The 26466-nt window shown below is 73.0% G+C and carries 26 protein-coding genes; 5 read left to right on the top strand and 21 right to left on the bottom strand.

Features of this window, described 5'->3' with window-relative positions; genetic code table 11:
- Window positions 1-186 precede the first annotated feature (186 nt).
- Together ACIOD1_RS13850 and ACIOD1_RS13845 are read left to right on the top strand one after the other, a co-directional pair.
- Window positions 187-1416 (top strand): sensor histidine kinase, encoded by a 1230-nt coding sequence (locus tag ACIOD1_RS13850; protein ID WP_401902280.1) that lies wholly within the window; start codon window positions 187-189, stop codon window positions 1414-1416.
- On the top strand, window positions 1413-2090 hold the full coding sequence (locus tag ACIOD1_RS13845; RefSeq protein ID WP_401902277.1) for a response regulator: 678 nt from the start codon (window positions 1413-1415) through the stop codon (window positions 2088-2090). The genes ACIOD1_RS13850 and ACIOD1_RS13845 overlap by 4 nt, the downstream gene beginning before the upstream one ends.
- Here ACIOD1_RS13845 and ACIOD1_RS13840 read toward each other — a convergent pair.
- The gene (locus tag ACIOD1_RS13840) at window positions 2057-2674 is read right to left on the bottom strand and encodes a DinB family protein (RefSeq protein WP_365625044.1); all 618 of its coding nucleotides are present in this window, start codon (window positions 2672-2674) and stop codon (window positions 2057-2059) included. The genes ACIOD1_RS13845 and ACIOD1_RS13840 overlap by 34 nt on opposite strands.
- Before the next feature lie 178 nt (window positions 2675-2852).
- Window positions 2853-3260, bottom strand: a complete 408-nt coding sequence (locus ACIOD1_RS13835) for a DUF5997 family protein (RefSeq protein ID WP_365625041.1) — start codon at window positions 3258-3260, stop codon at window positions 2853-2855.
- A 58-nt stretch (window positions 3261-3318) separates the two neighbouring features.
- On the opposite strand from ACIOD1_RS13835, the gene ACIOD1_RS13830 reads away from it, so the two are divergent.
- On the top strand, window positions 3319-4110 hold the full coding sequence (locus ACIOD1_RS13830) for a LysR family substrate-binding domain-containing protein (RefSeq protein WP_401902273.1): 792 nt from the start codon (window positions 3319-3321) through the stop codon (window positions 4108-4110).
- Between the two features lie 73 nt (window positions 4111-4183).
- Here ACIOD1_RS13830 and ACIOD1_RS13825 read toward each other — a convergent pair whose 3' ends face one another.
- Window positions 4184-4795, bottom strand: a complete 612-nt coding sequence (locus ACIOD1_RS13825; protein WP_365625035.1) for a hypothetical protein — start codon at window positions 4793-4795, stop codon at window positions 4184-4186.
- 213 nt (window positions 4796-5008) lie between these two features.
- On the opposite strand from ACIOD1_RS13825, the gene ACIOD1_RS13820 reads away from it, so the two are divergent.
- Window positions 5009-6409, top strand: a complete 1401-nt coding sequence (locus ACIOD1_RS13820) for an NADP-dependent succinic semialdehyde dehydrogenase (protein WP_401902271.1) — start codon at window positions 5009-5011, stop codon at window positions 6407-6409.
- Window positions 6410-6421: 12 nt separating this feature from the next.
- Here the strand turns inward: ACIOD1_RS13820 and ACIOD1_RS13815 are convergent, their stop codons facing one another.
- Together ACIOD1_RS13815 and ACIOD1_RS13810 are read right to left on the bottom strand one after the other, a co-directional pair.
- Window positions 6422-7015, bottom strand: a complete 594-nt coding sequence (locus tag ACIOD1_RS13815; RefSeq protein WP_365625029.1) for a TetR family transcriptional regulator C-terminal domain-containing protein — start codon at window positions 7013-7015, stop codon at window positions 6422-6424.
- Window positions 7016-7112: 97 nt separating this feature from the next.
- A complete protein-coding gene (locus ACIOD1_RS13810) occupies window positions 7113-9110 on the bottom strand; it encodes a discoidin domain-containing protein (RefSeq protein WP_401902355.1) in 1998 nt (665 codons plus the stop codon).
- Window positions 9111-9445: 335 nt separating this feature from the next.
- On the opposite strand from ACIOD1_RS13810, the gene ACIOD1_RS13805 reads away from it, so the two are divergent.
- Window positions 9446-10717, top strand: a complete 1272-nt coding sequence (locus ACIOD1_RS13805) for an MFS transporter (RefSeq protein WP_401902269.1) — start codon at window positions 9446-9448, stop codon at window positions 10715-10717.
- Here ACIOD1_RS13805 and ACIOD1_RS13800 read toward each other — a convergent pair.
- The 16 genes from ACIOD1_RS13800 to ACIOD1_RS13725 all read right to left on the bottom strand — a co-directional run bounded on the left by ACIOD1_RS13800 (window position 10693) and on the right by ACIOD1_RS13725 (window position 26443).
- Complete coding sequence (locus ACIOD1_RS13800) at window positions 10693-11148, bottom strand: GNAT family N-acetyltransferase (protein WP_365625020.1); 456 nt, start codon at window positions 11146-11148, stop codon at window positions 10693-10695. The genes ACIOD1_RS13805 and ACIOD1_RS13800 overlap by 25 nt on opposite strands.
- 163 nt (window positions 11149-11311) lie before the next feature.
- Window positions 11312-12301, bottom strand: a complete 990-nt coding sequence (gene hypE, locus ACIOD1_RS13795) for a hydrogenase expression/formation protein HypE (RefSeq protein ID WP_401902353.1) — start codon at window positions 12299-12301, stop codon at window positions 11312-11314.
- Between the two features lie 79 nt (window positions 12302-12380).
- Window positions 12381-13517, bottom strand: coding sequence for a hydrogenase formation protein HypD (gene hypD / locus ACIOD1_RS13790; protein WP_365625014.1), 1137 nt, complete (start codon window positions 13515-13517; stop codon window positions 12381-12383).
- Window positions 13514-13855 carry a HypC/HybG/HupF family hydrogenase formation chaperone gene (locus ACIOD1_RS13785; protein WP_365625011.1) on the bottom strand — a complete coding sequence of 114 codons (342 nt, stop codon included), beginning with the start codon at window positions 13853-13855 and terminating at the stop codon, window positions 13514-13516. The genes hypD and ACIOD1_RS13785 overlap by 4 nt, the downstream gene beginning before the upstream one ends.
- Window positions 13824-16214: a carbamoyltransferase HypF gene (gene hypF / locus ACIOD1_RS13780; protein WP_401902265.1), complete on the bottom strand. Its 2391-nt coding sequence runs from the start codon at window positions 16212-16214 to the stop codon at window positions 13824-13826. The genes ACIOD1_RS13785 and hypF overlap by 32 nt, the downstream gene beginning before the upstream one ends.
- On the bottom strand, window positions 16214-17050 hold the full coding sequence (gene hypB / locus ACIOD1_RS13775; RefSeq protein WP_365625005.1) for a hydrogenase nickel incorporation protein HypB: 837 nt from the start codon (window positions 17048-17050) through the stop codon (window positions 16214-16216). The genes hypF and hypB overlap by 1 nt, the downstream gene beginning before the upstream one ends.
- 4 nt (window positions 17051-17054) lie before the next feature.
- Complete coding sequence (locus ACIOD1_RS13770; RefSeq protein ID WP_365625002.1) at window positions 17055-17447, bottom strand: hydrogenase maturation nickel metallochaperone HypA; 393 nt, start codon at window positions 17445-17447, stop codon at window positions 17055-17057.
- 146 nt (window positions 17448-17593) lie between these two features.
- On the bottom strand, window positions 17594-17698 hold the full coding sequence (locus tag ACIOD1_RS13765) for a DUF6893 family small protein (RefSeq protein WP_401902262.1): 105 nt from the start codon (window positions 17696-17698) through the stop codon (window positions 17594-17596).
- Window positions 17695-18228: a hydrogenase maturation protease gene (locus ACIOD1_RS13760; RefSeq protein ID WP_365624999.1), complete on the bottom strand. Its 534-nt coding sequence runs from the start codon at window positions 18226-18228 to the stop codon at window positions 17695-17697. Before ACIOD1_RS13760 ends, ACIOD1_RS13765 begins: the two co-directional genes overlap by 4 nt.
- On the bottom strand, window positions 18225-19697 hold the full coding sequence (locus ACIOD1_RS13755) for a hypothetical protein (protein ID WP_365624996.1): 1473 nt from the start codon (window positions 19695-19697) through the stop codon (window positions 18225-18227). Before ACIOD1_RS13755 ends, ACIOD1_RS13760 begins: the two co-directional genes overlap by 4 nt.
- Window positions 19694-20428, bottom strand: coding sequence for a DUF6084 family protein (locus ACIOD1_RS13750; RefSeq protein ID WP_365624993.1), 735 nt, complete (start codon window positions 20426-20428; stop codon window positions 19694-19696). The genes ACIOD1_RS13755 and ACIOD1_RS13750 overlap by 4 nt, the downstream gene beginning before the upstream one ends.
- Window positions 20425-21117, bottom strand: coding sequence for a DUF5947 family protein (locus tag ACIOD1_RS13745; protein ID WP_401902260.1), 693 nt, complete (start codon window positions 21115-21117; stop codon window positions 20425-20427). Before ACIOD1_RS13745 ends, ACIOD1_RS13750 begins: the two co-directional genes overlap by 4 nt.
- On the bottom strand, window positions 21114-21650 hold the full coding sequence (locus ACIOD1_RS13740; RefSeq protein WP_365624987.1) for a hypothetical protein: 537 nt from the start codon (window positions 21648-21650) through the stop codon (window positions 21114-21116). The genes ACIOD1_RS13745 and ACIOD1_RS13740 overlap by 4 nt, the downstream gene beginning before the upstream one ends.
- On the bottom strand, window positions 21647-23431 hold the full coding sequence (locus ACIOD1_RS13735; protein WP_365624985.1) for a nickel-dependent hydrogenase large subunit: 1785 nt from the start codon (window positions 23429-23431) through the stop codon (window positions 21647-21649). Before ACIOD1_RS13735 ends, ACIOD1_RS13740 begins: the two co-directional genes overlap by 4 nt.
- A gap of 90 nt (window positions 23432-23521) precedes the next feature.
- A complete protein-coding gene (locus ACIOD1_RS13730) occupies window positions 23522-24583 on the bottom strand; it encodes a hydrogenase expression protein HypE (protein ID WP_365624982.1) in 1062 nt (353 codons plus the stop codon).
- A 102-nt stretch (window positions 24584-24685) separates the two neighbouring features.
- Complete coding sequence (locus ACIOD1_RS13725) at window positions 24686-26443, bottom strand: enoyl-CoA hydratase-related protein (protein ID WP_401902257.1); 1758 nt, start codon at window positions 26441-26443, stop codon at window positions 24686-24688.
- Window positions 26444-26466: the final 23 nt, after the last annotated feature.

Here is a 26466-nt window from a genome sequence, read left to right as displayed (position 1 = left end):
ATCGGAACGGTCGGCGGATCCCGGACGCGGTCGTCCCACTCGGAGCCGTCTCCAACCGGGGCCGATGGGTGCCGAGTTCGAGGAGCGGTGCGCGGCGGTGGCCGCCGAACCTCCCGCCACCCCCTCCCGGGGGCGTAGGCCCCCGGGCCGACGACCGGGCGGGCGGTCGCCGGCTACTGTCGCGGCATGGACAAAGCGACACAGGCGACGATCCCCACGGCCCGGGCCACGACGGCCCCGGAGCCGACCACTTCGACGGCGAGAACCGGAGGCCACCGGGCCCTCCTCGACTGGGGCGGGCTGGTCCTCTACCTCCTCGTCCAGGTCCTGCTCGGCGGCATAGGCCCGTACGCGGCCGGACCCACGGTGGCGGTCGTGCTGCTGTTGGCACTGGCCCTGATCAAGGGCCTGGCGGTGCGTCACCCCGTCCCGATCCTGACCCTGGCCCTCCTCGCGGCCCTGCTCCAGGCGTTCTCGATCCAGGACCAAGGCCCCTACCGCTTCCTGGTCATGCTCCCGGTGGACCTGCTCCTCGGCTTCGTCGTGGCCACCCGCCCGCGCCGCGTGGCCCTCCCGGCGGGCGCCCTCGTCCTCGCCGCGCAACTGCCGACCGTCGCGGCCCTGGTGCACGGACCCACCGACATGATCACCTCCGTCCTGGTGACCGCCCTGACCTTCGCCGCCGCCTGCATGGCCGGCCTGCTGGCGCGCCAGCGCCGCGAGCACGCCGTGGCCCTGCGGACGACCGAGGTCTCCGAGGCCGTCACCGCCGAACGCCTGCGCATCGCCCGGGAACTGCACGACATGGTCGCCCACAGCATCGGCGTGATCGCGATCCAGGCCGGAGTCGGCAGCCGGGTCATCGCCACCCAGCCCGAGGAGGCGCGCAACGCCCTCGTCGCCATCGAGGACACCAGCCGCGAGGCCCTCTCCGGGCTGCGCCGCACCCTGGTGGCCCTGCGCCGCGCACAACCCGACGGCGCGGACAGCCGGGCCCCGACCGGACCCGCGCCCGGCCTCGCCGACCTCGACGCCCTCGCGGAATCCGTCACCGCCTCCGGGGTCCCGGTCGAGGTCCGCCGCACGGGCGGACCGCTCACCCTCCCGCCGGACATCGACCTGTCGGCCTACCGCATCGTGCAGGAGGCGCTGACCAATGTGGTCCGGCACGCGGGTGACGGCGTACGGGCCGTGGTGAGCGTGGAGTTCGGGCCGGAGCAGCTCACGGTGGAGGTGCTCGACGACGGCAGGGGCACGACCGCGCGGGCCGGACGGACCGGCTTCGGGCTGACCGGCATGTACGAGCGTGTCAGCCTGCTGCACGGCCGCTTCAGCGCGGGCCCCTGCCCCGGCGGAGGCTTCCGCGTCGCCGCCGAACTCCCGCTGCCCGAGGCCGGGGCGGAGGCCGGCCGGTGACCGCCGACCCCGTACGGATCCTGCTCGTCGACGACCAGCCGCTCGTCCGCTCCGGCTTGCGCGTGCTCATCGCCGACACCCCCGACCTGGAGGTGGTGGCCGAGGCGGGCAACGGCGCCGAGGCGGTCCGGCTCGCGGCCGAACACGCCCCCGACGTGGTGGTGATGGACATCCGGATGCCGGGCATGGACGGCATCGAGGCGACCGGACACATCACGGCCGGCCCGGGGGCGCCCCGGGTCCTGGTCCTGACCACCTTCGACGAGGACGAGCACGTCTACGGGGCGCTGCGCGCGGGCGCCGGCGGGTTCGCGGTCAAGGACATGCCCCTGGACGACATCCTGGCGGCCATCCGCGTGGTGGCCGCCGGTGACGCCCTGATCGCGCCGGGCGTCACCCGCCGCCTGATCGCGGACTTCGTCGGCGGGACGGGCCCGCACGTGCGGGCGGAACGCGCCCCGAAGCCGGTCGCGGGGATCACCGGACGGGAGCGGGAGGTGCTCGTCCTGGTGGGGCGGGGCCGCTCGAACGGGGAGATCGCCGAGGAACTGTTCATCTCGATCGCCACCGCCAAGGCGCATGTGGCCCGACTCTTCACCAAGCTGGGCGCCCGCGACCGGGTCCACCTGGTGATCATGGCCTACGAACTGGGCCTGGTCTCCGCGGAGCCCTGATCCCCGCCGCCCGCCTGCCGGGCCGCGCGTTCGACCCGCTCGCGGTGCTCCGCCCACCACGTCGCGTCGCCGGGGGCCACGGCCTCGCCGCCGGGGCGCAACCCCGTGGTCCCGTCGAGGAGTTCGCGTACGACATCGGCGTGCCCGGCGTGCCGGCTGGTCTCCGCGATCATGTGCACCAGGCTGCGGTGCAGGGTCACCTCGCCACCGTCGCCCCAGGCCACACGGCCCACGGCGTCCAGGTCCAGGGCCGCGATGGTCTCGTCGGAGTGGGCCCACGCCCGGCGGTACAGGCCGGTGATCTGCTCGCGGGTCTCGTCGGGGGTGGCCCAGAGGTCGGCGTTGGGCTCGGCGTGGCCCGCTATCCACAGGCCCGGAGCCTCGAAGGGGCGTCCGAAGCCGGCCCCGAAGTACATGGCCTCGGCCCCGCTCACGTGCTTGACGAGCCCCAGGAGGTTGGTACCCGTCGGCGTGATCGGCCGACGGACGTCGTACTCCGACAGCCCTTCGAGCTTCCACAGCAGGGCTTCGCGGGCGTCCTGGAGGTAGACGTGCAGATCGGCCTTGGGATCGGTCGTGGTCATGGGGCCAGTCTGGTGGCGCCGTGATCTTTGTCCATCGGGTTACGGGAACCCGGAAGGCGACGCGAGAGTCGACGGTGAGAGCCCGCCGGGCGACCGGCGGGGGCCCCGCGTCACGGGGAAACGGAGAACGGCCGGGCCGGAGTGATCCGGTCCGGCCGTCGGTGGCACGGGTGAGGGGTCAGGAAGCCTGACCGGGCTCCTGCTTCTCGGCGCGCTGCGCGTTCTTCTCCTTGATCCGCACGGTCTCCTTGCGGACCTCGGCCTGGGTGGTGCGCTCCTTCTGCAGCCACTCCGGGTTCTCCTGCTTGATCGCCTCGATCTGCTCGGTGGTGAGCGCCTCGGTGACGCCACCGCGGGCGAGACCGGCGATGGAGACGCCGAGCTTCGCCGCGACCACCGGGCGGGGGTGCGGGCCGGTGCTCCGCAGCTCCACCAGCCACGCGGGCGGGTCGGTCTGGAGGGCGTTCAGCTCGGAACGCGAGACCACACCCTCTTGGAATTCTGCGGGGGTGGCTTCGAGGTACACACCCAGCTTCTTCGCCGCGGTCGCGGGCTTCATCGTCTGGGTGCTCTGGTGCGACGTCATGGAGTCAAGAGTATCGAGCGTGTGCGCTACTGCTGACCACGACCGGTAACCTGGCGGAGTGACAGGCTCGGATGCAACCCCTTCGTTCCGGCTCGCCTACGTCCCGGGAATGACGCCCACGAAGTGGGTGCGGATCTGGAACGAGCGGCTGCCCGGTGTACCGCTGACCCTGGTGGGAGTGGCGCCCGACGAGGCCTTCGGCCTGCTCAGAGGCGGTGGAGCCGACGCCGGATTCGTCCGGCTGCCGGTGGACGGCGATGACCTCAGCGCGATCCCGCTCTACACCGAGACCAGCGTCGTGGTGGTCCCCAAGGACCACCTGATCGCGTCAACGGAAGAAATCTCGACCGGGGACCTCGGCGACGAGATCGTGCTGCACCCCTTGGACGACGTCCTGGGCTGGGAGGCCCTGCCCGGCAAGCCCGCCTTCGAGCGCCCCGCGACCACCGAGGACGCGATCGAGCTGGTGGCGGCGGGGATCGGCGTCCTGATCGTTCCGCAGTCGCTGGCCCGCCTGCACCACCGCAAGGACCTCACCTACCGCACGGTCGTGGACGCGCCCGCCTCGCGGGTCGCGCTGTCCTGGCCGGAGGAGAAGACCACCGAGCTGGTCGAGGAGTTCATCGGCATCGTCCGCGGCCGGACCGTGAACAGCACGCGGGGCCGTCCGCCGACACCGCCCCAGCCCAAGCAGCGCAAGGCCGCCACCGGCAAGACGGGCGGCAAGCCCGGAGCCAAGGCAGGCGGCAAGACGGGCTCGAAGACCGGCGGCAAGCCGGCGGCCGGCAAGAACCCGCGCGGCGCCTCCTCGGCGGCGGCCAAGCGGGGCAAGCCCCGCCGTCGGCCGTAGGTCGCCCGTAAGTCGTCCGTAGGTCCCTGGGCCGCCGGCGCGAGCCCGAACCCCGCACGCGGTAAGGGACGGTCTATGTCGTCTCCTCCGGAGCCGGGTCGGGAGCCGGGGCCGGGGCCGGGTCGGGTTCCCCCACCGTGACCAGGCGGTAGGCGGGTGCCCGCTTCGGCTTCCGTTCGCTGCCGCGCAGGCCCCGGGCCTGCTGGACCGCAGCTTCGACCAAGGCGCCCACCTGCGGGTTCGTCCGCCGCAGCCGGAGGAGCTGGTCCGGGCGCAGTCCCACCACCGAGGCGGCGACCCCGGCGTGCATGCCCCGTCCGACGGCGCGCAGCAGCACCCCCAGACCGAACCCGCTCACCTTGCCCTGCCCGGCCACCGCGTGGGACTCGGCCAGGGCCCGGGCCGAGGCCAGAGCCGTTTCGAAGGCGGGGTCCCGGTCGCGCCAGTGCGTCAGCAACGTCTCGGAGATGCCGGCCGCCGCCGCGCAGCCCGCCGGGCCCATGCCCATCGCCGCCGCGTGCACGGCGTAGGCGCGGCGGACGCTGTTCTCGGCCTGGAGGCCCGGATGAGGTCCGAGGGCGACCGTGAGGGCCCGCTCGGCCGCCTCGGCGCTGCCGAGGTCCGAGACCACGGTCCTGGCCCACTCCCTGCCGCGGCCGGCCTCGTCCTGTGCCTGTTCGTTCACCTGTGCGCGCCTTTCGCCGCCTGGGTCGAACTGCTCCTCCCATTGTGCGACCCCCTCGTGTCCGGCGGCAGGGCGATCTCGGCAGGTGACCGCCCCAAGGGGGCCCGACCGGGTCCGCCGGCGCCGGCGCCCGACGGGTTACGCGTTGCGGGCGCGGGTAGCGGCGGGCAGGGTCGACAGGGACGGCCCACGTAGCCCCAGGAAGGTCGGAACATGCCCATCGCCACCGTCAACCCCACCACAGGCCGGACGCTGCGCACCTTCGACGCCCTCGACGCCGAGGGAGTCGAGCGCGCCCTCGCCGAGGCCGCCGCGACGGCCGCCACCTACCGGCGGACCTCCTTCGCGGAGCGCGCCGCGCTGCTGAACCGCGCGGCCGAGCTCCTGGAGGCGGAGACGGAGGAGATCGCCGTCACGATGACCACCGAGATGGGCAAGCCCCTCGCGGCGGCCCGCGCGGAGGCAGCCAAGTGCGTCAAGGCGATGCGCTGGTACGCGGCCCGCGCCGAATCCCTGCTCGCGGACGAGCACCCGGACCCCGCCGACGTCCGCGACTCCGGAGCCTCGGCGGTCCGGGTGATCTACCGCCCCCTCGGGGTGGTGCTCGCCGTCATGCCGTGGAACTTCCCGCTCTGGCAGGTGGTCCGCTTCGCCGCGCCCGCCCTGATGGCGGGCAACGTGGGCCTGCTCAAGCACTCCTCGAACGTCCCCCAGACCGCCCTGTACCTCGGTGACCTCTTCCACCGGGCCGGCTTCCCGCGCGGCTGCTTCCAGACCCTGCTCGTCGGCTCCGACGCCGTGGACGCGGTGCTGCGCGATCCCCGGGTGGCCGCCGCCACCCTGACCGGCAGCGAGCCCGCCGGCCGCGCGGTGGCCGCGACCGCCGGGGACGAGGTCAAGAAGACCGTCCTGGAACTCGGCGGCAGCGACCCGTACGTCGTCATGCCCTCCGCCGACGTCGCCCGCGCGGCCCGCACCGCGGTCACCGCCCGCGTGCAGAACAACGGCCAGTCCTGCATCGCCGCCAAGCGCTTCATCGTCCACACCGAGGTCTACGACGAGTTCGCACGCCTCTTCACGGAGGCCATGGCGGCGCTCACGGTGGGCGACCCGATGCTGGACACCACCGACGTGGGACCGCTGGCCACCGAGGCCGGTCGCACCGACCTGGAGGAACTGGTCGTGGACGCTGTACGAGGGGGCGCCCGGGTCCTGTGCGGCGGTCGGCGCCCGGCCGGGCTGACCGACGGCTGGTTCTACGAGCCGACCGTGCTCGCCGGGATCACCTCCGACATGCGCGTCGACCAGGAGGAGACCTTCGGGCCGGTCGCCACCCTCTATCGGGTCGACAGCCTGGACGAGGCGGTGGAGCGCGCCAACCACACGCCCTTCGGGCTCAGTTCCAACGTCTGGACCCGTGACGAGGCCGAGGTGGAGCGCTTCGCCCGGGACCTGGAGGCCGGCGGTGTCTTCGTCAACGGGATGACCGCCTCCCACCCCGCGCTGCCCTTCGGCGGAGCCAAGCGATCCGGGTACGGACGGGAGTTGTCGGCGCACGGCATCCGCGAGTTCTGCAACATCACCACGCTCTGGCGGGCCGCCGACCCGGCCTGAGCGCGCCCCGCCTCAGGGCTCGGTCAGCGACGCCACGTGGTCGGTGACCAGGTCCAGGATGTCCGCCGCCCCGCGCTCGTCCCCGAGGACGAGCGCGCTGAGCGTCAGGCCGTCCGTCATCGCCGCCAGATAGCAGGCCAACACGTGCGCCGGCACCTTCAGTTCGAGGTCCATGTCCACCCGCAGCTGCTCGATCAGCTCCCCGTACGTCTCGCGGTACAGCGTGTACTGGCGCCGCGCGAGGTGCTCGAAGCCGGGCTGGCGCAGGGCGTACTGGGTGAGCTCGTAGGTCAGCATGTGCTCGCCGGGCTGGGCGCGGACGTGGTCCCAGTACGCCTGGAATCCGGCCCGGATCGTCTCGTGGAGGGTGGGCTTCGGCCGGATCGCCTCGCGCACCACCGCCACGTAGTGGGCGGTGATCGCCTCGATCACCGACTCCAGCAGCGCCTGCTTCGACTCGAAGCAGTAGTGGAACACGCTCAGCGACACCCCCGCCTCGGCGGAGATGGAGCGGGTCGTCGTCCGGGCGACCCCGTCGCGGGTCATCGCGCGGATCGCCGCCTCCGTCAGCTGCCGACGTCGCTCCGCCGACGGCATGCGGCCCATGGGGATCCCTTCGTGGTGCGGTGGGGGAGGAGCGCCGTGGCCGGCCGGACCGGAAGCCCGGTCCAGCCGGCCACGGAGGATGGCACGGGGGCGGAACTCAACTGCTGTAGACGCCCACCTCGTAGAGGGAGTATCCCCACTGGGTGCCGCGTCCGGTCCCGTGGACTCGCACGTAACGGGCCGTGGTCCCGGCGAACTGCGCCGTGTCCAGGCCGCCGTCCGCGGTGGTCGTGGACCAGGCCGTCTGCCAGTTCGCCCCGTCGGTGGACAGCTCGATCCGGTACGCCTTGCCGTAAGCCCGCTCCCAGTCCAGCGTGACCCGCTTGACCAGGGCCGGCGAGCCGAGGTCGACCGTGAGGGACTGGTCGTCGCTCCAGTCGCTGGCCCAGCGGCTGTCCCTGCTGCCGTCCACGGCCCGGCCCGGGGCGTAGCTGACGAAGGGGTTCCACTCGGCGGAGCTCGCGGACGCCGAGGCGCCGGAGGCCAGGTTCACCCCGGCCTTGTGCCGCTCGGAGGCGCCCCAGGTGGTGAGGTAGGACTCGGCGCCCCGGAACAGGTCGTCCACCACGTCCTGGCCGCCGACCTGGCGGATGTCCTCGATCCAGTCCGGGACCAGCCCGTAGTGCGCGGCTCCGTCGGTGTTCAGGTCCCAGGTGCGCTGACCGGTGGTCTGCCGGTCGATGACGGAACCCCCGTCGGTGCTGCGGAAGGGGTACTTCACCGGATTCGGGGTGTCCGCGCCCCGGGGACCCGGCCAGCCGCCGACGCCGTTCATGTCGGTGCCGTAGCCGTACCCGACGCCGTACTTGTCGCGCAGGGCCTCCGTGCGGCGGGCCTCGGAGCTGAAGCCCTCGGCGCCGTTCATGTACTGGGCGGCGAACCCGCCCAGCTTGTAGAGCCGCTCGGTCCAGCCCAGGTCCATCCAGCTGTGCGAGGAGATGACGCCCGGGTAGGAATCGGACTCCAGGATGTCGAAGGCCCGGCCCGCGGCCTTGACGCTCATGTGGTCGACTTCGAGCATCATCTTGCGCTTCATCATGCCGCGCACGGCGTACTCGCCGAGATCGGTGAGCCCGCGGGTGTTGCACTGGGCGTCGGCCGCGTACGAGGGGACGGACACGCCGGCCGGCAGTTCCTTCTGCGCCGTGGGCGCGGCCGCCAGCCCGATGGGGTGGTCCTTCTGGGGGCCGGTGCACTTCTCCGTCTGCCAGAAGGTGCCGGTGGACAGGAACTGGCCGACGTTGATGGCCGTTCCGAGGGCGCCCTCGTCGAAGCGGACCCCGCACAGGGCGTTGTCGAACTTGTGACACAGGAACATGCTGCGCACGCCGAGCTTGTGCAGTTCGTCCAGGCCGCGATCGATGTCGGCCTTGCTGCACTGGGCGATGTCGAGGACCTGCTTGCAGCCGAACGGCTCGGAGGTCTCCACCCCCAGGACGACGGCCAACTTGCCCTGGGCGACGACGTCGCGCGCCTGGGCGGAGTCGGTGACGATCCGGAACCAGCCCTTTCCGGGGCCGCCGTACATCTTGTCGACGAAGGCCTGCATGTCGTAGGTCTTCTGCGCCTCCAGGCGGATGGCGGTCATCTCGTCGCAGCCGCGGTCCTTGAAGAAGTAGACCGAGCAGATGACGCCGTTGGTGACGAGGTCGTTGACGAGCACCCGCTGCCCGCCGCGCCAGGCGCGCTCCACCCACGCGTAGTAGTTCTGCTGGTGGGTCAGCGAATCGTGGGCGGGCCAGTCCTTGAAGGTGGGCCAGCCGTTGGGGTCGTGCTTGCCGTCCCCGCCCTTGGTGATGAAGTCGAAGATCGCCAGGGTCCCGTCGGGATAGTGCTCGGGACAGTCCTTGAGCGCGTCGGCCACACCCAGGTCGGAGAACGGCTTGCCGCAGATGAGTCGCCCGCCGAAGCCCTCGTTGGACATCAGGTGGTCGTGCGCGTCGACGAACCCGCGGACGCGGCCCTGGGCGTCGGTGCCCTTGAAGGGCTCACCGGTGACGTTGATCTCGGAGTCGGGTGCGGGACGGGCGGTGGGGTTCCACCAGCCGGGATCGGCGGCGGAGGAGCTGGGAACGGGCCCGAGGACCATGGCCATGACGGCGAGGACGAGGGGCAGGAGGGTGAGGAGACTGCGTTTGCGGTGGGGGGTCAAGGTCATCACTCATGTCTTCGTCGGCGGACGGCGCGGTCGAATCCGGGCATGAATTGTCATGCCCCGCACAAGTAGTCCGACGAGAATCCCGAGTGGCGCGATCGGAGTCAAGGGTCCGGGACAGATGACCTGACGGGTCGTCGGGTCCGATGGTTCGCGGCGATCGGTGGCGAGCGGGCTAATCTCATGATCAACACATGGGCCCACCGGCAGCCTTGGTGTGTTCACCCGATCGAACGTCCGTCCGTTCCTCTGTGGAAAGGTGGTGACCGGCCGTCATGCCCAAGGCCGTGCACGTTCTCGCCTTCGGCATCTTCGCCATGGTCACCAGTGAGTTCGCGGTGGCGGGACTGATGCCCCTCATGGCCGAGGGGCTGGACGCGACCATCCCCGAAACCGGCTACCTGATCACCGTGTTCGCCGGCGCCATGGCCCTGGGCGGGCCGTTCCTGGCCGCTGCCGTCCTCAGGCTCCCGTACAAGACGGCGCTGATGGTCCTCTTCGCCGTCTTCCTGGTCGGCAACCTCCTGGCCGCCGTGGCCGACGGCTACGCGGGGATGGTGCTCGCGCGCGTCGTCACCGGGGTGGCCGCGGCGGCCTTCTTCGGCGTCTCGCTCTCCCTCGCGGCCGAGATCGCTCCGCCCGAGACCCGAGGCAAGGCCATCGGGGCCGTCATGAACGGCCTGATGCTGGGCACGCTCCTCGGCCTCCCGCTGTCCACGTTCGTCGGGAACCAGTTCGGCTGGCGGGCCGCCTTCTGGGCGGTCTCCGCCCTCGCCGCGCTGGCCGCGGTGGCAGCCGGCTTCGGAGTGCCGGACGTCCCCCGCGCGGCGCGGGCGGGCGGGGCCCCGACCCTGCGCCAGGAGCTGCGGGTCTTCCGCGACCCACGGCTGTGGCTGGTGTTCGCCACTTCGACCCTGCTCATCGGCGCCACCTTCGCGGCCTTCAGCTACTTCTCGCCGATCCTCACCGGACTGACCGGCTTCACCGAGGGCGCCGTGCCCTGGCTGCTCGCCGGGTACGGGGCCGCCACCGTCCTCGGCAACGCCGTCGTCGCCCGCCTCGTCGACCGGCACGCCCTCGCCCTGCAGTTCGTCGGCCTCGGCCTCAACGCCCTCTTCCTGACGGCCTTCGCCCTCCTCGCCGAGTCCGTCGCGGCCGCCGTGATCTGCCTGGTGGGCATCGGCCTCGTCGGTGTGACCCTCAACCCGTGCATGGTGACCCGGGTCCAGCGCACGGCCAACGCCCGACCGCTGGTCAACACCGTGCACTCCTCCTTCATCACCCTCGGCATCGTGATCGGCTCCTGGCTGGGGGGTCTCGGCGTCGATGCCCACGGTCTGCGCGCCCCGCTCGTGCTCGGCGCGGTGATGGCACTCCTCGGCATCCTCACCCTGCTTCCCGAGCTGTCACGCACCAGGGCCCGACCGTCCGGCGACCGGACTCCGGCCGGACGGGACACGGTTCCGGCCGGGGTCGCCCCATCGGTCGGTCAGGGCCCGCGCCGGGGGGCGCGCACCGGCGGTCAGCGGCCGGGGGCCATGTCGTAGGTGATCCACATGGTCCGGGTGGCGACCTGGTCGTACTTGGAGCGGGCGCGGTGGTTGTCGTCCGCCGTGATCCACCGGACCACGCTCCACCCGTGGTCCGCCGCCAACTCGCTGAGGGCGGCCAGGAGCAGGTCGGCGGCTCCCGAACCGCGGTGCTCCGGGGCCACGAACAGGTCGTCGAGGTGGCAGCCGACGGTGGCCGACAGGGGCCGGGCGAAGGGGCGGTAGTGGGCCAGTCCCAGGAGTTGCCCCCGCGCGTCCTCGGCGACCAGGGCGCTGACCTCCTGCTCCGGGTCGTGGATCCAGGACCAGACGGTGGAGGCCGCCTCCTCGGTCTGCTCGACCCGGTAGAACTCGGCGTAGCCCCGGTAGAGGACTCGCCACTGGTCGAAGTCCCCGGGGCGGGCGGGACGGACCTGGATCTCGGACATGAAGGGCCTCCGGCGGGTCGGTGATCGGATCGACGCGACGATCATGCTGCACCGGGAGCCGGGGACACCGCGCCGTCTTGTCGAATCCCCGACCGCCGGCCCGCCACCGTGGACGGGTGGGGCGGACCGGCGGGTGCGCGGGCGGGGATCGCGGGGCGCCCGGTCAGCAGATGCGGGGGAGCTGCTCGCCGATCGGCAGGTCGACGACCCGGGTGCCGCCCAGCCCCGTACGGGCCACCACCATCCCCGGGTGGGCCTCGACGGCCTCGCCGATCACCGCCGCGCGCCGACCCAGCGGGTGGGCGCGCATGGCCTCCAGGACGGCCTCGGCGTGCTCGCGCGGGACGAAGGCGACCAGCTTGCCCTCGTTCGCCACGTACAGCGGGTCCAGACCGAGGATGGCGCAGGCGTTCGCGACGGCCTCCGGCACCGGGACCCGCCCCTCGTGGAGCACCACCCCGGTGCCCGAGGCGGCGGCGATCTCGTTCAGGGAGGCCGCCAGCCCGCCCCGCGTGGGGTCGCGCAGCACGTGCAGGTCCGGGGTGACGGCGAGCATGCTCCGCACGAGGCCGCCGAGGCCGGCGCAGTCGCTCTCGATGTCCACCCCGAACTCCAGGCCCTCGCGCACGCTCATGATCGCCACCCCGTGGAGCCCGATCTCCCCGCTGACGATGACCACGTCGCCCGGGACCACCCGCTGCGGGCGAAGGTCCACGCCCTCGGGGATCAGGCCGATGCCGGAGGTGTTGATGTACACCCCGTCCCCGTGACCCGACTCCACGACCTTGGTGTCGCCGGTCGCCACCTCGACGCCGGCGGCCCGCGCCGCGGCGCCCATCGCCTCCGCGATCCGCGCGACCACCGAGACCTCCACCCCCTCCTCCAGGATGAACCCGCAGGACAGGTAGGCCGGGACGGCCCCGCTCATCGCCAGGTCGTTGACCGTGCCGTTGACCGCGAGGTCGCCGATGCAGCCGCCGGGGAAGAACAGCGGCCGCACCACGTAGGAGTCCGTGGAGAAGGCCAGCCGCGCGCCGCCCAGCGACACGGCCGCCGAGTCCCCGAGCTGTGCGAGGACCTCGCCGCCGAAGGCCGGGGCGAAGAGGTGCTCGACCAGCTCGGCGGAGAGCGCGCCCCCACCGCCGTGGCCCATCACCACCCGGGGGTGGTCGCGCAGCGGGGCGGGGCAGGTCCAGCCGGTGACGTCCAGGACGGTCCGGGGCGGTGCGATGTCAGGCAACGGGGCTCGCCTCCAGCGAAGGGGTCTTCGGTGCGGGCTGGAGGTCCAGCCGCCGGTAGAGGTAGTACGCGGCGCACGCGCCCTCGCTGGAGACCATCGTGGCGCCGAGCGGGGTGCGCGGGGTGCACAGGGTGCCGAAGGCCTCGCACTCGTGCGGCTTGAGCAGCCCCTGGAGCACCTCGCCCGCGCGACAGGCCTCCGGTTCGCGGGTGGTGATCCCGGTGACGGAGAAGCGGTGCTCGGCGTCGAACTCCCGGTAGCGCTCCGACAGTCGCCAGCCGCTGTCGGGGATCACCCCGATGCCGCGCCAGGCCCGGTCGGTCACCTCGAACACGTCCTCCAGCATGGCGAGGGCGGCCGGATTGCCCTCCGGGCGGACGGCGCGCGGATAGGCGTTGTCCACGGTGTGCTCGCCCCGCTCCAACTGGAGCACGGTCCGGCGCACGCCCTCCAGGATGTCCAACGGCTCGAAGCCCGTCACCACGATCGGGACCCGGTAGCGGGCCGCGAGTTCCGGGTACTCGCTCGTCCCCATCACGCTGCACACGTGCCCGGCGGCCAGGAAGCCCTGGACCCGGCAGCTCGGCGACTGCATGATCGCCTCGATCGCCGGGGGGACGCGCACGTGGGACACCAGCAGGCTGAAGTTGGCGATGCCCAGCTTCTTGGCCTGGTGGACGGTCATCGCGTTCGGCGGGGCCGTGGTCTCGAAGCCGATGCCGAAGAACACCACCTGGCGCTTCGGGTTCTGCCGGGCGATCTTCAGGGCGTCCAGCGGCGAGTACACCACCCGTACGTCGCCGCCCTCGGAGCGGACCTGGAACAGGTCGCGACCGGTGCCGGGGACGCGCAGCATGTCCCCGAAGGAACAGAAGATCACATCGGGCCGGGAGGCGATCTCCAGGGCCTTGTCGATGACTTCGAGGGGGGTCACGCAGACGGGACATCCGGGACCGTGGATCAACTCGACCAGATCGGGCAGTAGTTGATCGATCCCGTGTCGGATGATGGTGTGCGTCTGGCCGCCGCAGACCTCCATCAGTGCCCAGGGGCGGGTCACCGCGGAGTGGATGTCGTCCAGGAGCCGACGGGCCAGCTCCGGGTCCTGGAACTCCTCGATGTACCTCACCGCGTCACCTCTTCTTCCGGTCGGGTCTCGTCCTGCGCGGAGGCGTCGGCGAACGGCCAGTCGCCACCCGCTGCCTGGGCGGCCTGCTCCCACGGGTCGCCGAACTCCTCCTGGAGCACGCCGAGCTGGGCGAAGAGTTCGAGGGTCTGCCGCGCCGACTCCTCGTCCAGGCGCTGGAGGGCGAAGCCCACGTGGACCACGGCGTACTCGCCGACCTGGAGGTCGGGGAGGTACTCCAGGCACACCTCCTTCTGGACGCCGCCGAAGTCGACGGTGGCCATCCTGGTGCCGTCCTTCTCCGCGATCTCAAGCACTCTGCCGGGTACCGCCAGACACATGGGCTTCTCCTCGCTGTGGGTGTTCGGTCTGGCGTGCGGCCGTCGCGGCCGCCACCATGAGCTGGCCCAGCGCCAGTCCGCCGTCGTTGGGCGGGATCCGGTTCTGGCGCAGGACGGTGAAGCCCCGCTCGCGCAGGAGGCGGGCGCAGGCGCGCGACAGGAGGGTGTTGGCGAAGACCCCGCCGGTCAGCGCCACCGTGTCGGTCCGCGGGCCGTACCGCTCGCGGGCGAGGACGCACAGCGCGGCCACCAGCTCCGCGAGGCCGGTGTGGAAGCGGGCCGCGATCAGCTCGGGGTCGGTGCCCGCCCGTACGTCGGCCACCACCGCGGCCACGACGGGCGCCGGGTCGGCGACCACCGGCCCGCCGACGCCCGCCCGGGGCTCGCGCAGCGCGAAGGCGTAGCCGGGACCCGCGTCGGCGCCGGTCACCCGCAGCGCGGCGGCCTCCAGCTCGATCGCGGCCTGCGCCTCGTACCCGGCGTGCTGGCAGATCCCCGCCAGGGAGGAGACGGCGTCGAAGAGCCGGCCCGCGCTGGAGGTCGGCGCGCAGTTCAGGTCCCGCGCCAACTGCGTTTCCAGAATCCGGAGTTCGTCGGGCGGGCAGGCCGCCACGCAGGGCAGGTCCGGGGTCCAGGGCAGCCCGGCGGCGCGCAGGTGGGACAGGGCCATGCGGTAGGGGCGCCGCACGGCCGCGTCGCCGCCCGGCAGCGGGACGTAGCCGAGGTGGGCGAAGCGGGTGTGACCGGCGTAGTCCGCGAGGAGGAACTCCCCGCCCCACACCGCGCCGTCGTCCCCGTACCCGGTGCCGTCGAAGGCGACGCCGATCACGGGCCGCGAGCCGTCCAGCCCGTGTTCGGCCATGGCGGAGGCGATGTGCGCGTGGTGGTGCTGTACGCCGAACCGCGGGCGGCCGTCCGCGTGCGCGCGGGCCCACCGGCCGGAGCGGTAGCCCGGGTGGCGGTCGGCGGCGAGCAGTACGGGGGTGACGCCGGTGACGGACTCCAGCTGTCGTTCGGCCCGGCCGAAGGCCTCCTGCGTGGCCAGGTCGTCCATGTCGCCGATGTGCGCGGAAAGCCAGGCCTTGCGGCCCTCGCCCAGGCAGAAGGCGTTCTTGAGGTCGCCGCCCACGGCCAGGATGGCGGGCACCTCGAAGGGCAGGTCCAGGGGCAGCGGCGCGTACCCGCGCGAGCGGCGCAGGGTCAGCCGCTCGCCGTCGCAGATCCGTACCACCGAGTCGTCGCAGGGCACGTGGATCGGACGGTCGTGGGTGAGCCAGGCGTCCGCGAGGCCCGCGAGGCGTTCCAGGGCCTCGGCGTCGTCGGTGACGATGGGCTCGCCCGAGAGGTTCCCGCTGGTCATCACCAGCAGGCGGGGGCCCTCCGGGTCGCCGGGCAGGCCGAGCAGCAGATGGTGCACGGGGGTGTACGGGAGCATCACGCCGAGGTCGGGAGCGCCCGGGGCGACCCCGGGCAGGGCGGCGCCCCCGGCGCGCCGGCGCAGCAACACGACGGGGCGGACCGCACCGGTGAGCAGCTGCCGTTCCTCGGGGCCGATCTCGGCCAGGGCCTCGACGTCGGCGAGGTCGCGGGCCATCAGGGCGAACGGCTTGTTCCCGCGGTCCTTGCGGCGGCGCAACAGGGCCACGGCGGCGGGGTTCTCGGCGTCGCAGGCCAGGTGGTAGCCGCCGAGCCCCTTCACGGCGAGCACCGCCCCGTCGGCCAGCAGCCGGCGGGCCCGCGCCACCGGGTCCCCGCCCGGCTCCTCCCGGGGCGGGCTCCCGGCCAGGAGGCGAAGGCGGGGGCCGCAGGCCGGGCAGGCGACGGGCTGGGCGTGGAAGCGCCGGTCGGCGGGGTCGGCGTACTCGCGGGCGCAGTCGGGGCACATCGGGAACCGGGCCATGGTGGTGTGGGCCCGGTCGTAGGGGAGCCCGGTGACGATGGTGAAGCGCGGTCCGCAGTGGGTGCAGGTGATGAAGGGGTGGCGGTGGCGCCGGTCGGCCGGGTCCGCCAGCTCGGCGAGGCAGTCGGCGCAGGTGGCCGTGTCCGGGGAGATCAGGGTGCGGGCGGGACCGCCGGCCCGCGAGGCGATGATGGTGAAGCCGCTGCCGCCGGCGAGGGGCACCTCGCAGTGGTCCACGGTGTCCACCACCGCCAGCGGGGGAGCGTCCGCCGCGAGCCGTTCGCAGAACTCCGAGACCGCCGCCGGGGCGCCCTCCACCTCCGCGACCACGCCCTCGGAGGTGTTGGTGACGTGCCCGGCCAGACCGAGCCCGGTGGCGCGGGTGTAGACGTAGGGGCGGAAGCCGACCCCCTGCACCACTCCCCGGACGACGACCCGGCGGCGTTGCACGGCCTCCATCAGAGGCTCTGCGCGCCGGCGGGCCTCGGCTGCGGGTGGGTGTGGTCGGGGGTGTCGGTGTGGTCGTGGGTGTGGTCGTGCCCGGGACCGTGCGGGTGGTCGTGGTCGTCGTCGTGCGCGTGATGGTGGGGGTGCGTCGGGCCGGCGACCTGCCGGGCCATGACCGGGGAGTGGACCGCGCCGCCGGCTCCGACGGCGAGGGCGCGGTCGAGCAGGACGCCCACGCCCGCGCCGCTCCGCGCCGAGGTGAGCACCACCTCCACGCCCGGGTTCACCCGCTGGACGTTCGCCCGGAAGGTGGCCTCGTCGAACTCGACGGCGTCGGCGATGTCGGTCTTGGTGACCACCACCAGGTGGGCCAGGCCGAAGGCCGTCGGGTACTTGAGCGGCTTGTCCTCGCCCTCCGTCACCGAGGCGAGCGCCACCCGCAGGCTCTCGCCGAGGTCGTACGAGGCCGGGCAGACCAGGTTCCCCACGTTCTCCACGAACAGCAGCCGGGCGTCCTCGGGCAGCCACCCCTCCAGGTGCCGGCCCAGCATCCCGGCCTCCAGGTGGCAGAGCCCGTCGGTCAGCACCTGCTTGACGGGGACCCCCGAACGGGCCAGCCGCACCGCGTCGTTCTCGGTGGCGAGGTCCGCCGTGAGGGCGGCCACGGACACCCCGCGCTCCCGGGCGAGCAGCAGCTCGCGCTCCAGCAGGGCGGTCTTGCCGCTGCCGGGGCTGGACAGCAGGTTGACCACCGTCGTTCCGCGGGCGGTCAGTTCGGCGCGCAGCACCTGTGCGGCGACGTCGTTCTTGGCGAGCACCGCCTGTTGCAGGTCGACCACTCGGCACATGGGTTCAGGCCTCCTCGGGGATCGGTTCGCGGCACGGGGCCCCGGCCGGGGCGTCCTCCCAGGTCACGCTGAGGATCCGCAGCTCGCGTCCCGAGAGCAGTTCCACCTCCGTGGCCAGTCCGCAGTCGGGGCAACACAGTTCGGGGGGCATGCCGACGTCCCACTGGTGCCCGCACCCGCAGCGGGCGCGCGCCGTCACGGACTCGGTGGTCAGTTCGGCGCCTTCGAGGACCGTCCCGGCACAGGCCAGTTCGAAACAGAAGGCGAGGGCGTCCGGGACCACCCCCGCCAACTCCCCGACCTGGAGCCGTACCCGGCTCACGGTGCTCGCGCCACCGGCGTCGGCGGCCTCTTCCACCTGGCCCACGACGGCCATGGCGATCGACATCTCGTGCATCGGACTCCGTCCTGCCGGGGCTCATTACACCGGCAGCGCCCGCCCCCGGCGGGCGGGCACGCCGACGCGCCGCACGCCCCGTACGCCATTCGGGCGTCGGGGCGTGCGGACGGTTCAGGGCGTTCGGGGGCGGGGCGCCCGCCCGCTCACATGCGGCTCATGCGCAGGTAGCGCCGGATGTCGGGGAGGATCTGTTGGAGCAGGGCGGCCAGGACGAGGGCGGCGGCTGTGCCGACGACTGCCTTCTTCACGGTGTTCTCCTCAGTTCATCGCGGCGGGCCGGCCCGGCCGCGTCGACGTCCTCGTCCCGGAGCAGTTCCAGGACCATCCGCACGGCCTCCGGCACCGCGGCGGCCACCGGAGCGCTGAGCCCGATGCCCTCCTCGACGCAGGCGGGTTCGCAACCGACGACATGGACGCGCCGGGGCGGGATGGAGTCCGTACCGGCGCACAGGGTGCCCAGCAGGGCGAGGACCGCGTCGGGGGACATGTGGTGGCCGTCGAGGACGGCCCCGCCCGGCGGGGCGGAGCCGGGATCGCCGGCGTCGATCAGGTACAGGGTGCCGGGAGGCCCGCCGCGGGCGGCGGCGTCGACCAGCACGAGGGAGTCGTAGCCGTCCAGGAGCTGGTAGGCGAGGTGGACCCCGCGCACACCGAAGTCGACCACCTCGACGTGTCCGGGCAGTTCGCGCCCGGACAGGACGCGCACCACCTCGACGCCGAAGCCGTCGTCGCCGAGGAAGAGGTTGCCGATCCCGGCGACCAGCACGCGCCCGCTCACGTCTCCTCCAGGGGAGAGACCTCGTCAGGCTGGAAGTACAGGAAGCGGCCCTGCTCCCGACGGATGTCCGCCCCCGGGTCCCCCTCCACGGTGACGGCCAGGTGCACACCGCCGTCCACGTCGTGCAGGACGGCCTCGACCCGGGCGGCCAAGCCCTGGAGGAAGAGGTCCTGGGCGTCGGTGCGCCGCAGGCCCGGGCGCAACAGGACCCGGCTGCCGAGGCCCACCGAGACCCCGTCGACCAGGACCCGGTCGCGGGCCGGGTCCGCCGTGTCGGCCTTCGCCGGGTCCCACCAGGGCGTGTCCGGCTTGAACACGTCCTGATCGGCGCACGGTTCGACCGCGCACCGTTCGAGGAGTTCGACCGGCTCCCGCAGCTCCGGCGGGCCGTCGTCCGGGCCGGTGATCTCCCGCAGCGCCCGCACCGCTCCGTGGAGGCGCTCCAGGACCTCCGGCGGCATGGAATCGGCCAGGTCGATCACGGCCGCCGCGCGGGGATCCGTCCCGCGCGCCTCGCGCTTCTCCTGGTCGGTGAGGGTCGCCGTGCGCAGCGCGAGGATCTCGTCGATCTCCAGCGCGTCGTACATGGCGCCCGCGCTCTCCGGGGCGATCGCCGGATGGTCCTCCAGGATGATCGGGGAGGACAACACCACGTCGGCCCGGCCAGGCTCGCCCGCCAGCACCGGCCAGGTGTGCCGGTTCTCGCAGGCGGCCACCGCCGCCCGGGCCCATTCGGGCGGGTCGGTCAGCGACAGGAAGGAGCCGGAGTCCAGGCCGAGCAGGAGGTGCGCGGCGACCAGCGAGCACGGCAGGGCGTCCTCCCGGGTCGCCCCCTTTCCGGCCGGGGCCCAGGGGCTGGTGTTCTCCACCACCGCGGTGAGCCGCGACACCCGGTAGGGGCCTTCGAGTTCGCTCGTGCGGACCCGCAGCACCCCCTCGACCTCCGCGGTGCGCCGCACGAGCCGGCCCACCGTCCGCCCGGTGTCGTCGAGCACGGGCTCGGTGACCTCGCGGGCGGGCCGGGAGAAGGGGAACACCGCCCCGTCGCCGCTCAGCTCGGCCACCGGGACGGACACCTCCACCCGCTCCTCGGAGCCCTCGTCCCAGGGCACCAGCACCCGGTCCGGCAGGTGCAGTTCGGGGACGTCCTCGAAGCCGCCGCCGTCGAGCGCCCGTTGCACCGTACGGCGCTGGGCGTGCAGGAAACGCAGCTCCAGGAAGAGGGTGGCCGAGCCCCGGGGCTCCATCAGGATCTCGGTGTGCTGGAGCACCGGCTCGTCGTGTGCGGGCGCCCAGGCAGGCGGCACCAGCACGCCGAACTGCCAGCGCAGCCGGTTCTTGGCGGCGGACGCCCGGTACGGATAGAGGACGTACCCCTCGAAGAGGACGGCGTCCGCCACCTGCCGGGCGGTGGCGAACCGGGTGTCCCGGTCGGTGGTCGCGCCGGTGGTCGCGGCGGTGGTCGTCACGGGGCGGTCCTCTCGGTGACGCGCGGCGGGGGAGCCCCCAGCCGGACGGACGGGGACGCCGGGCGCGCCCCGTCGGCCGAGTCCAGCAACAGGCGTACGGTCGCCTCCCACGAGGCGAGCGCGTGCCGCGAGCGGAAGGCGAGCAGCTCCGCCATCGTGTCGCGGGGCAGCCTCAGCCATCCGCAGCCGGGAAAGTGCTGCTCGACCATCTCCCGCCACACGGCGACGGGCATCCGGTACGAGGCCTCGCGGTCCCAGGGCACCGGCTCGACCCGGAAGCCGCCGTCCCCGACGAAGGCCGTGCCGGAGAACAGCATCAGCAGGGGCGCCTCGCCGTCCCGCAGGGCGTCGAAGTAGCGGCTCGCCGCGATGTCCATGTCGTAGGTGCACGGGACGACCAGGTCGGTCTCGGTCTCCCCGGTGAAGCTGGGCACCATCACCGAGACGTGGGCGAACTGCACCGGCTGGAGGGTGGTGCCCCAGCGCGAGCGCTCGCCGAACAGATCGCCCAGCCCCTCGGCCTCCTCGGGGCCGTAGCCGCGCCGGGCCGGTTCCAGCCGGATCTGGCAGCGCAGGGCGAGGGCGTGGACCCGGACGGGCTCCGGGACGCCGTCGGCGTCGTCCGCACCGCTGGCCGTGACGCGCAGGCGGAAGACCAGGGTGGGGCCGGCCGCGTAGGCGTCGGCCCGCACTCCGGTGCAGGTGAAGGTGAAGCGCGTGGGACCGGTCATGGGCGACGTGCCTCCACCGGTTCCTCGGCCAGCACCCTGGCACGCCGTTCCACATGGGCGAAGAACGCGTCGAGGGCGGCCCGGGCTTCGGCGCCACCGTCGAAGCCGTGCCACAGCAGGCGCATCCGCCCCACCAGCTCGTAGCAGATGTCGATCGGCACCAGGTGGCAGGTGGTGCGCCCCTGCGTACGGCGCAACAGCAGCGCCTCCACGTCGGGTTCCAGGACGGCGGCCAGTCGGCCGCCGCCCAGGACGCTTTGCCAGGTCTCCGGGTCGAGTTCGCTCTCGGTGGCCCCGGCCGGGCTCGGGTACAGCGCGACCAGGCGGTCCAAGGCGGCGTTGCGGAAGAAGAACGCGACGCCGACCGGGATCTGGAGCAGCTCCCACGCGCCCTCTTCGAGGGGGTGGGCCGGGTCGGAGAGGTACCGGTCCGGGACGGCCCGGTAGCGGCCCGTCGAGGTGCCCGGCCGGTCGAACAGGAGGGAGCAGGCGGTGCACGCGCACACCATGGCCCGCTTCTCGGTCTCCACCAGGTGGCGGTGGCCCGGGCCCTCCTCGGGCAGGAGCGCCCCGCACAGCTCGCATGTCTCGGGCCTCGGCGGGCGCGGCTGGGTGAACCGGCGCAGCCCGCGCGGGCCGGCGTCCCGCGGGCCGCCCGCCTTCAGGACGCCGGGTCCGGGCCCCGTCACGGCACCCGCACCGGGGTGGGCGGGCGGATGCCGATCTGCAGCAGCGGGGCTGCCGGCGGCGGGGCGGCCTCCAGCTCCACCCCGGTCACCTCCGGGGCGAAGGAGGCCAGGGTGTCCTCCAGGGTGCGCCGGGAGGCGTCGGCGTCGGAGCTCCCGCAGCCGCACCCGCCGCCCCCCGCCGGGGCGGCCTGCGGGCGCAGCCGCAGCACCCCGGTGGCCTCGTCGAAGCCGACCAGGTCCACCGATTCGCCCGACGCCGCCAGGGCGCGCCCGATCCGGGTCCGGACGTCTTCGGGGTGCAGTCCGTGCAGCGAGAGCAGGCTCGCGACCAACTCGTCGTCCAGCACGGGGGCCAGCGGCGCGGCGCCGACCCGCTCCACGATCCGGGCGAGCCCGGCACCGTAGAAGTCCATCAGGACGCGCACCAGTTCCTCGGCCGCGGCGCACGCCTGCCGGTCGCCGCCCGCGGCCAGTTCCTCCAGTACCTCCTCGACCCGCGCGCCCACCTGGCGGGCGTCCACCGGGGCGCTCATCCGCCCAGTCCGCTCAGGCCGGTGGGGACGTGCATCTGCTTGACCGTCTTGCCGGGGCCGACGTACATGTGGACGCCGCACGGCAGACAGGGGTCGAAGCTGCGCACGGCGCGCATGATGTCGATGCCCTTGAAGTTCTCCGGGGTGTTCTCCTCGAAGATCGGGGTGTTCTGCACCGCGTCCTCGTACGGTCCGGGGGTGCCGAAGGTGTCGCGGGTGCTCGCGTTCCACGGGGTCGGCGGGTACGGGTGGTAGTTGGCGATCTTGCCGTCGCGGATCACCATGTGGTGCGAGAGCACTCCGCGCACCGCCTCCGTGAAGCCGACTCCCAGACCCTCGTCCGGGACCTCGAACTTCTCCCAGGTCTGGGTGCGTCCGGCGCGGACCTCGGCGAGGCCCTTCTCGGCGCAGTGCAGGGCGATGGCGGCCGCGTACGCCTGGAAGTAGGTGCGCGCACGGTTGCGTTCCAGCGCGTTGCTCCACTTCGGGATCTTCCACTCGAAGCGGGTCTCGGGCTTGGTCATCGTCTTCGGCAGGGTGATCACGACGCTGTGACCGGTGGCCTGCACGTAGTCGGTGTGGACCAGCCCCGACAGGGCCGTCGACCACAGGCGGGCGATGGGGCCGCCGCCGGTGTCGAGCGCGAGGTGGTCCTTGCCGTCGAACCAGCGGGGCGACATGACCCAGCTGTACTTGTCGTCGAAGTTCCGCTTCTGCGGCGCCGGGATGGTGTGCTGGTTCCACGGGTGGCGCGGGTCGACCGGGTTGCCGAGCGGGTCGTGCGTGACGAACTGCTCCTGGCCCTGCCAGTCGTCGTAGTACGAGCTGCCCAGCAGGATGCGGATGCCGAGGTTGATCTCGGTGAGGTCGTTGGTGACCAGCTTCCCGTCCACCACCACGCCCGGGGTGACGAACATCTTCCGTCCCCAGTCGGTCATGTTGGCGTACGTGAAGTCGCAGTGCTCGGGGTCGTTGAGGGCGCCCCAGCAGCCGAGCAGGACGCGCCGTCGGCCGACCTCCTCGTAGCCGGGAAGGGCCTCGTAGAAGAAGTCGAACAGGTCGTCGTGGAGCGGGACGACCCGCTTCATGAACTCGCAGTACCGCATCAGGCGGCTCAGGTAGTCCGTGAAGAGCTGCACGGAGGCGATGGTGCCGACGCCGCCCGGGTAGAGCGTGGAGGGGTGCACGTGGCGGCCCTCCATCAGGCAGAACATCTCCCGCGTGTAGCGGGACACCTGGAGCGCCTCGCGGTAGAACTCGCCCTCGATGGGGTTGAGGGAGCGCATGATGTCGGCGATCGTCTTGAAGCCGTGCTCGCCGGCGTGCGGGGCGGGGGTGCGCTCGGCCTTCTCCAGGACGCCCGGGTTGGTCTCGCGGACCATCTTCTCGCAGTAGTCGACCCCGACCAGGTTCTCCTGGAAGATGTTGTGGTCGAACATGTACTCCGCGGCCTCGCCGAGGTTGATGATCCACTCGGCGAGGTGGGGCGGCTTCACCCCGTAGGCCATGTTCTGCGCGTACACGGAGCAGGTGGCGTGGTTGTCACCGCAGATGCCGCAGATGCGGCTCGTGATGAAGTGCGCGTCGCGGGGGTCCTTGCCGCGCATGAAGACGCTGTAGCCGCGGAAGACCGACGAGGTGCTGTAGCACTCCGCGACCTTCTTCTGCTTGAAGTCGATCTTCGTGTGGATGCCGAGGCTGCCCACGATCCGGGTGATCGGGTCCCAGGCCATCTCCACCAGGCCGCTGCCGTCCGCGGCCTGCTTCGTCTTCGGTGTCATCGTGTCTGCCGTGACCCTTCTTCGGTGCTTCGCTTGCGTGCGGCGCGGGGGATTCCGCCCGCCGGTGCGGGTTTCGGGGAGGGGCCGGGGTCACCAGGGCGGGCGGTAGCCCGTCGTGAGCTTCCTGCCGGTGTGGCGCCACTTGGGCTCCTGGTCCACGGTGTGCGCCGTGATCGCGCGGAGCTTGCGGATGACCGCCCCGTACGCACCGCTCGCGGCGCTGGAGACCTTGCCGCCGGGGGGCTCGTCCATGAACGGCATGAACTTGTCCGGGAAGCCCGGCATGGTGCAGGCGATGCAGATGCCGCCGACGTTCGGGCAGCCGCCGATGCCGTTCATCCAGCCGCGCTTGGGCACGTTGCACTTGACGACCGGGCCCCAACAGCCGAGCTTCACCAGGCACTTGGGGGAGTCGTAGGTCTGCGCGAACTGGCCCTGCTCGTAGTAGCCGGCCCGGTCGCACCCCTCGTGGACGGTGGCGCCGAACAACCACGTCGGGCGCAGCTTGTCGTCCAGCGGGATCATCGGCGCCGAACCGGCCGCCTGGTACAGCAGGTAGGTCAGCGTCTCCGAGAAGTTGTCCGGCTGGATCGGACAGCCCGGAACGCACACGATCGGGATGCCGGCCTTCGACTTCCAGTCCCAGCCGAGGTAGTCCGGAACGCCCATGGCGCCCGTCGGATTGCCCTCCATCGCGTGGATGCCGCCGTACGTGGCGCAGGTGCCGATGGCCACCACGGCCAGGGCCTTCGGCGCGAGCCGGTCCAGCCACTCGCTGGTGGTGATGGGCTGGCCGGTCTCCGGGTCGTCGCCGAATCCGCACCAGTAGCCCTCGGGCTTGATCGACTCGTTGGGGATCGAGCCCTCGACCACCAGGACGAACGGGTCGATCTCGCCGCGCTCACCCTTGAAGAACCACTCGATGAAGGTGTCCGCGCCCCCGACGGGGCCGCACTCGAAGTCGATCAGGGGCCAGTGGACGGCGATCTTGGGGAGTCCGGGAAGGACGCCCATCACGATCTCCTCGATGCTGGGCTGCATCGCGGCCGTCAGCGAGACGGAGTCGCCGTCGCAGCTCAGCCCCGCGTTGATCCAGAGGATGTGGATCGGGGGGTCCTCGGCCGGAGCCGGGGCGGACGGTGCTGCGTTCATCGGGGTGCCTCCTTGGGGAGGAGCGGGAGGAGCGGGAGGGGAACGGGGGACGAGGTCGTGGGACAGGCGGCGGGACGGTCCGTCCGCGCCCCACCTTTCTTGCTAACAGCAGCCGCCCCCGCGTGCTCCGTCATGTGCGGCCATTGAGGTGACGCCGGCGCTCGCGCGCCCCGCCGCGGGCCGGGTCAGGTGGACCGGGGTGAAAGCCGGCGCCTCCTTGCGCACGAAGGCCCGGCGCAGGGCGTGGTACGGGGCCTCGGGGTCGAAGAACGTCCGGTGCATCTGGGCCAGCTCCGCCTCCCGGTGGGCGGCCAGCGGCAGGGCCGCCTCGTCGCGCTCCCGCAGGGCCTTCTTCGCGGAGATCCGGGCCTGTGTGGCGGGCAACGCGGCCAACCGCGCCGCGAGGCGGGCCGTCTCGTCGGCGAACCCGGCGGGCGGGCAGGGCACCGTGCGGTCGGACAGCCCGAGCCGCAGGGCGGCCTCCGCGCTCAGCGGGAGCGCCTCGGCGCAGAGCCGCTCGGCGGCGGCCGGGCCGACGCGGCGCGGCAGGGTGTACGTCCAGTACTCGGACCCGTACAGGCCCATCAGGCGGTAGTGCGGGTTGAGCACCACGCCCGAGCGGCACCAGACCTCGTCGGCGGCGAGCGCGAGGACGGCCCCGCCGGCGGCCGCGTTGCCGCCGAGGGCGGCGACGACCAGCCGGTCGGTGGTGGTCAGGACGGCCTCGACCAGGTCGTCCATGGCGTTGATGTTGGCCCAGGACTCCGCGGCCGGGTCCGGCGCGGCCTCGATGAGCCCCAGGTGGATGCCGTTGGAGAAGAAGTCCCGCCCGCCGCCGAGCACCAGGACGGAGGTCGGGCGGGTCAGGGCCGCCCGGTAGGCCTCCAGGAGGCGCCGGCACTGGCCGGTGCCCATGGCGCCGCCGGGGAACGCGAAGGAGAGGAACCCGCACGGCCCCTCCTCCCGGTAGCGGATGTCCGACCAGGCCGCGTCGGCTCCGGGCTCCGTCCAGGCCGGGGCCGGGTGCTCCGGCAGCGCCGGGAGCCGGTCGCCCAGCGCGAGGACGGCGGGCAGCTTCACCGGGGCGGGCCCCCCGGGCACCCGGCGGGCCCGCAGCTCCGGGATCCACACGGCCCCGTCGGTCGTGGCCCGGCAGATCGCGCCCGTCCGGGTGGCCAGCAGCTCCCCGGGCCGGCCGCGCAGCACCGGCTCCGGGTGGCCGCCGTGCAGGAACCAGGAGGAGCCCAGCAGCTCGTCCGGGACGCCCGGCCGGGAGTCGGCGGCGCGCAGGGTGCGCAGCACCTGCTCGGTGGGGTCGGCCGCCCAGTCGATCCGGCGCTCGCGCTGGTGCAGGAAGGGCCGGGTGCGGACGGCGCCGGGGTCCTGGGGGCGGGGCACGTACGTACCGGACGCGAAGCGCTCGACGGCCAGCAGGACGGCCTCCAGGGCGGCGTCGGCGATCTCGCCCCGGTAGAGGTCGCTCTTGCCCACGGGGGGCAGCGCGCACTCCGCCGATGCCCACACGTCCCCCGCGTCCATCTCCGCGTCCGCCCGGAGCACGGTGACGCCCCAGCGGGGCTCCCGGTCCAGGACGGCCCGGTCGAGGGAGGAGGGGCCCCGGTCGCCGACCGGCCCGGGGTGGACGATCAGGCAGGTCCGCGTGGCCCACACCGCCTCGGGGAGGGCCGTCGTCAGCATCGGCGCCACGATCAGGTCGGGATCGTGGCGGGCCACGGCGTCGGCCGGGCACATCCCGGGCAGGGCCAGCTCGACGGAGACCCGGTGGCCGTGGTCGCGCAGTTCGGCGTGGACCCGCTGGGTGAGGCTGTTGAACGCGCTGGCGACGAGCAGGACGTGCACGTGGTCTCCCGGGGTGGCCGCGG

Origin of the sequence: Streptomyces sp. NPDC088097 (assembly GCF_044741845.1) — a bacterium.
Lineage (GTDB): Bacteria > Actinomycetota > Actinomycetes > Streptomycetales > Streptomycetaceae > Streptomyces.
This window is presented reverse-complemented; position numbering and strand designations above follow the sequence as displayed.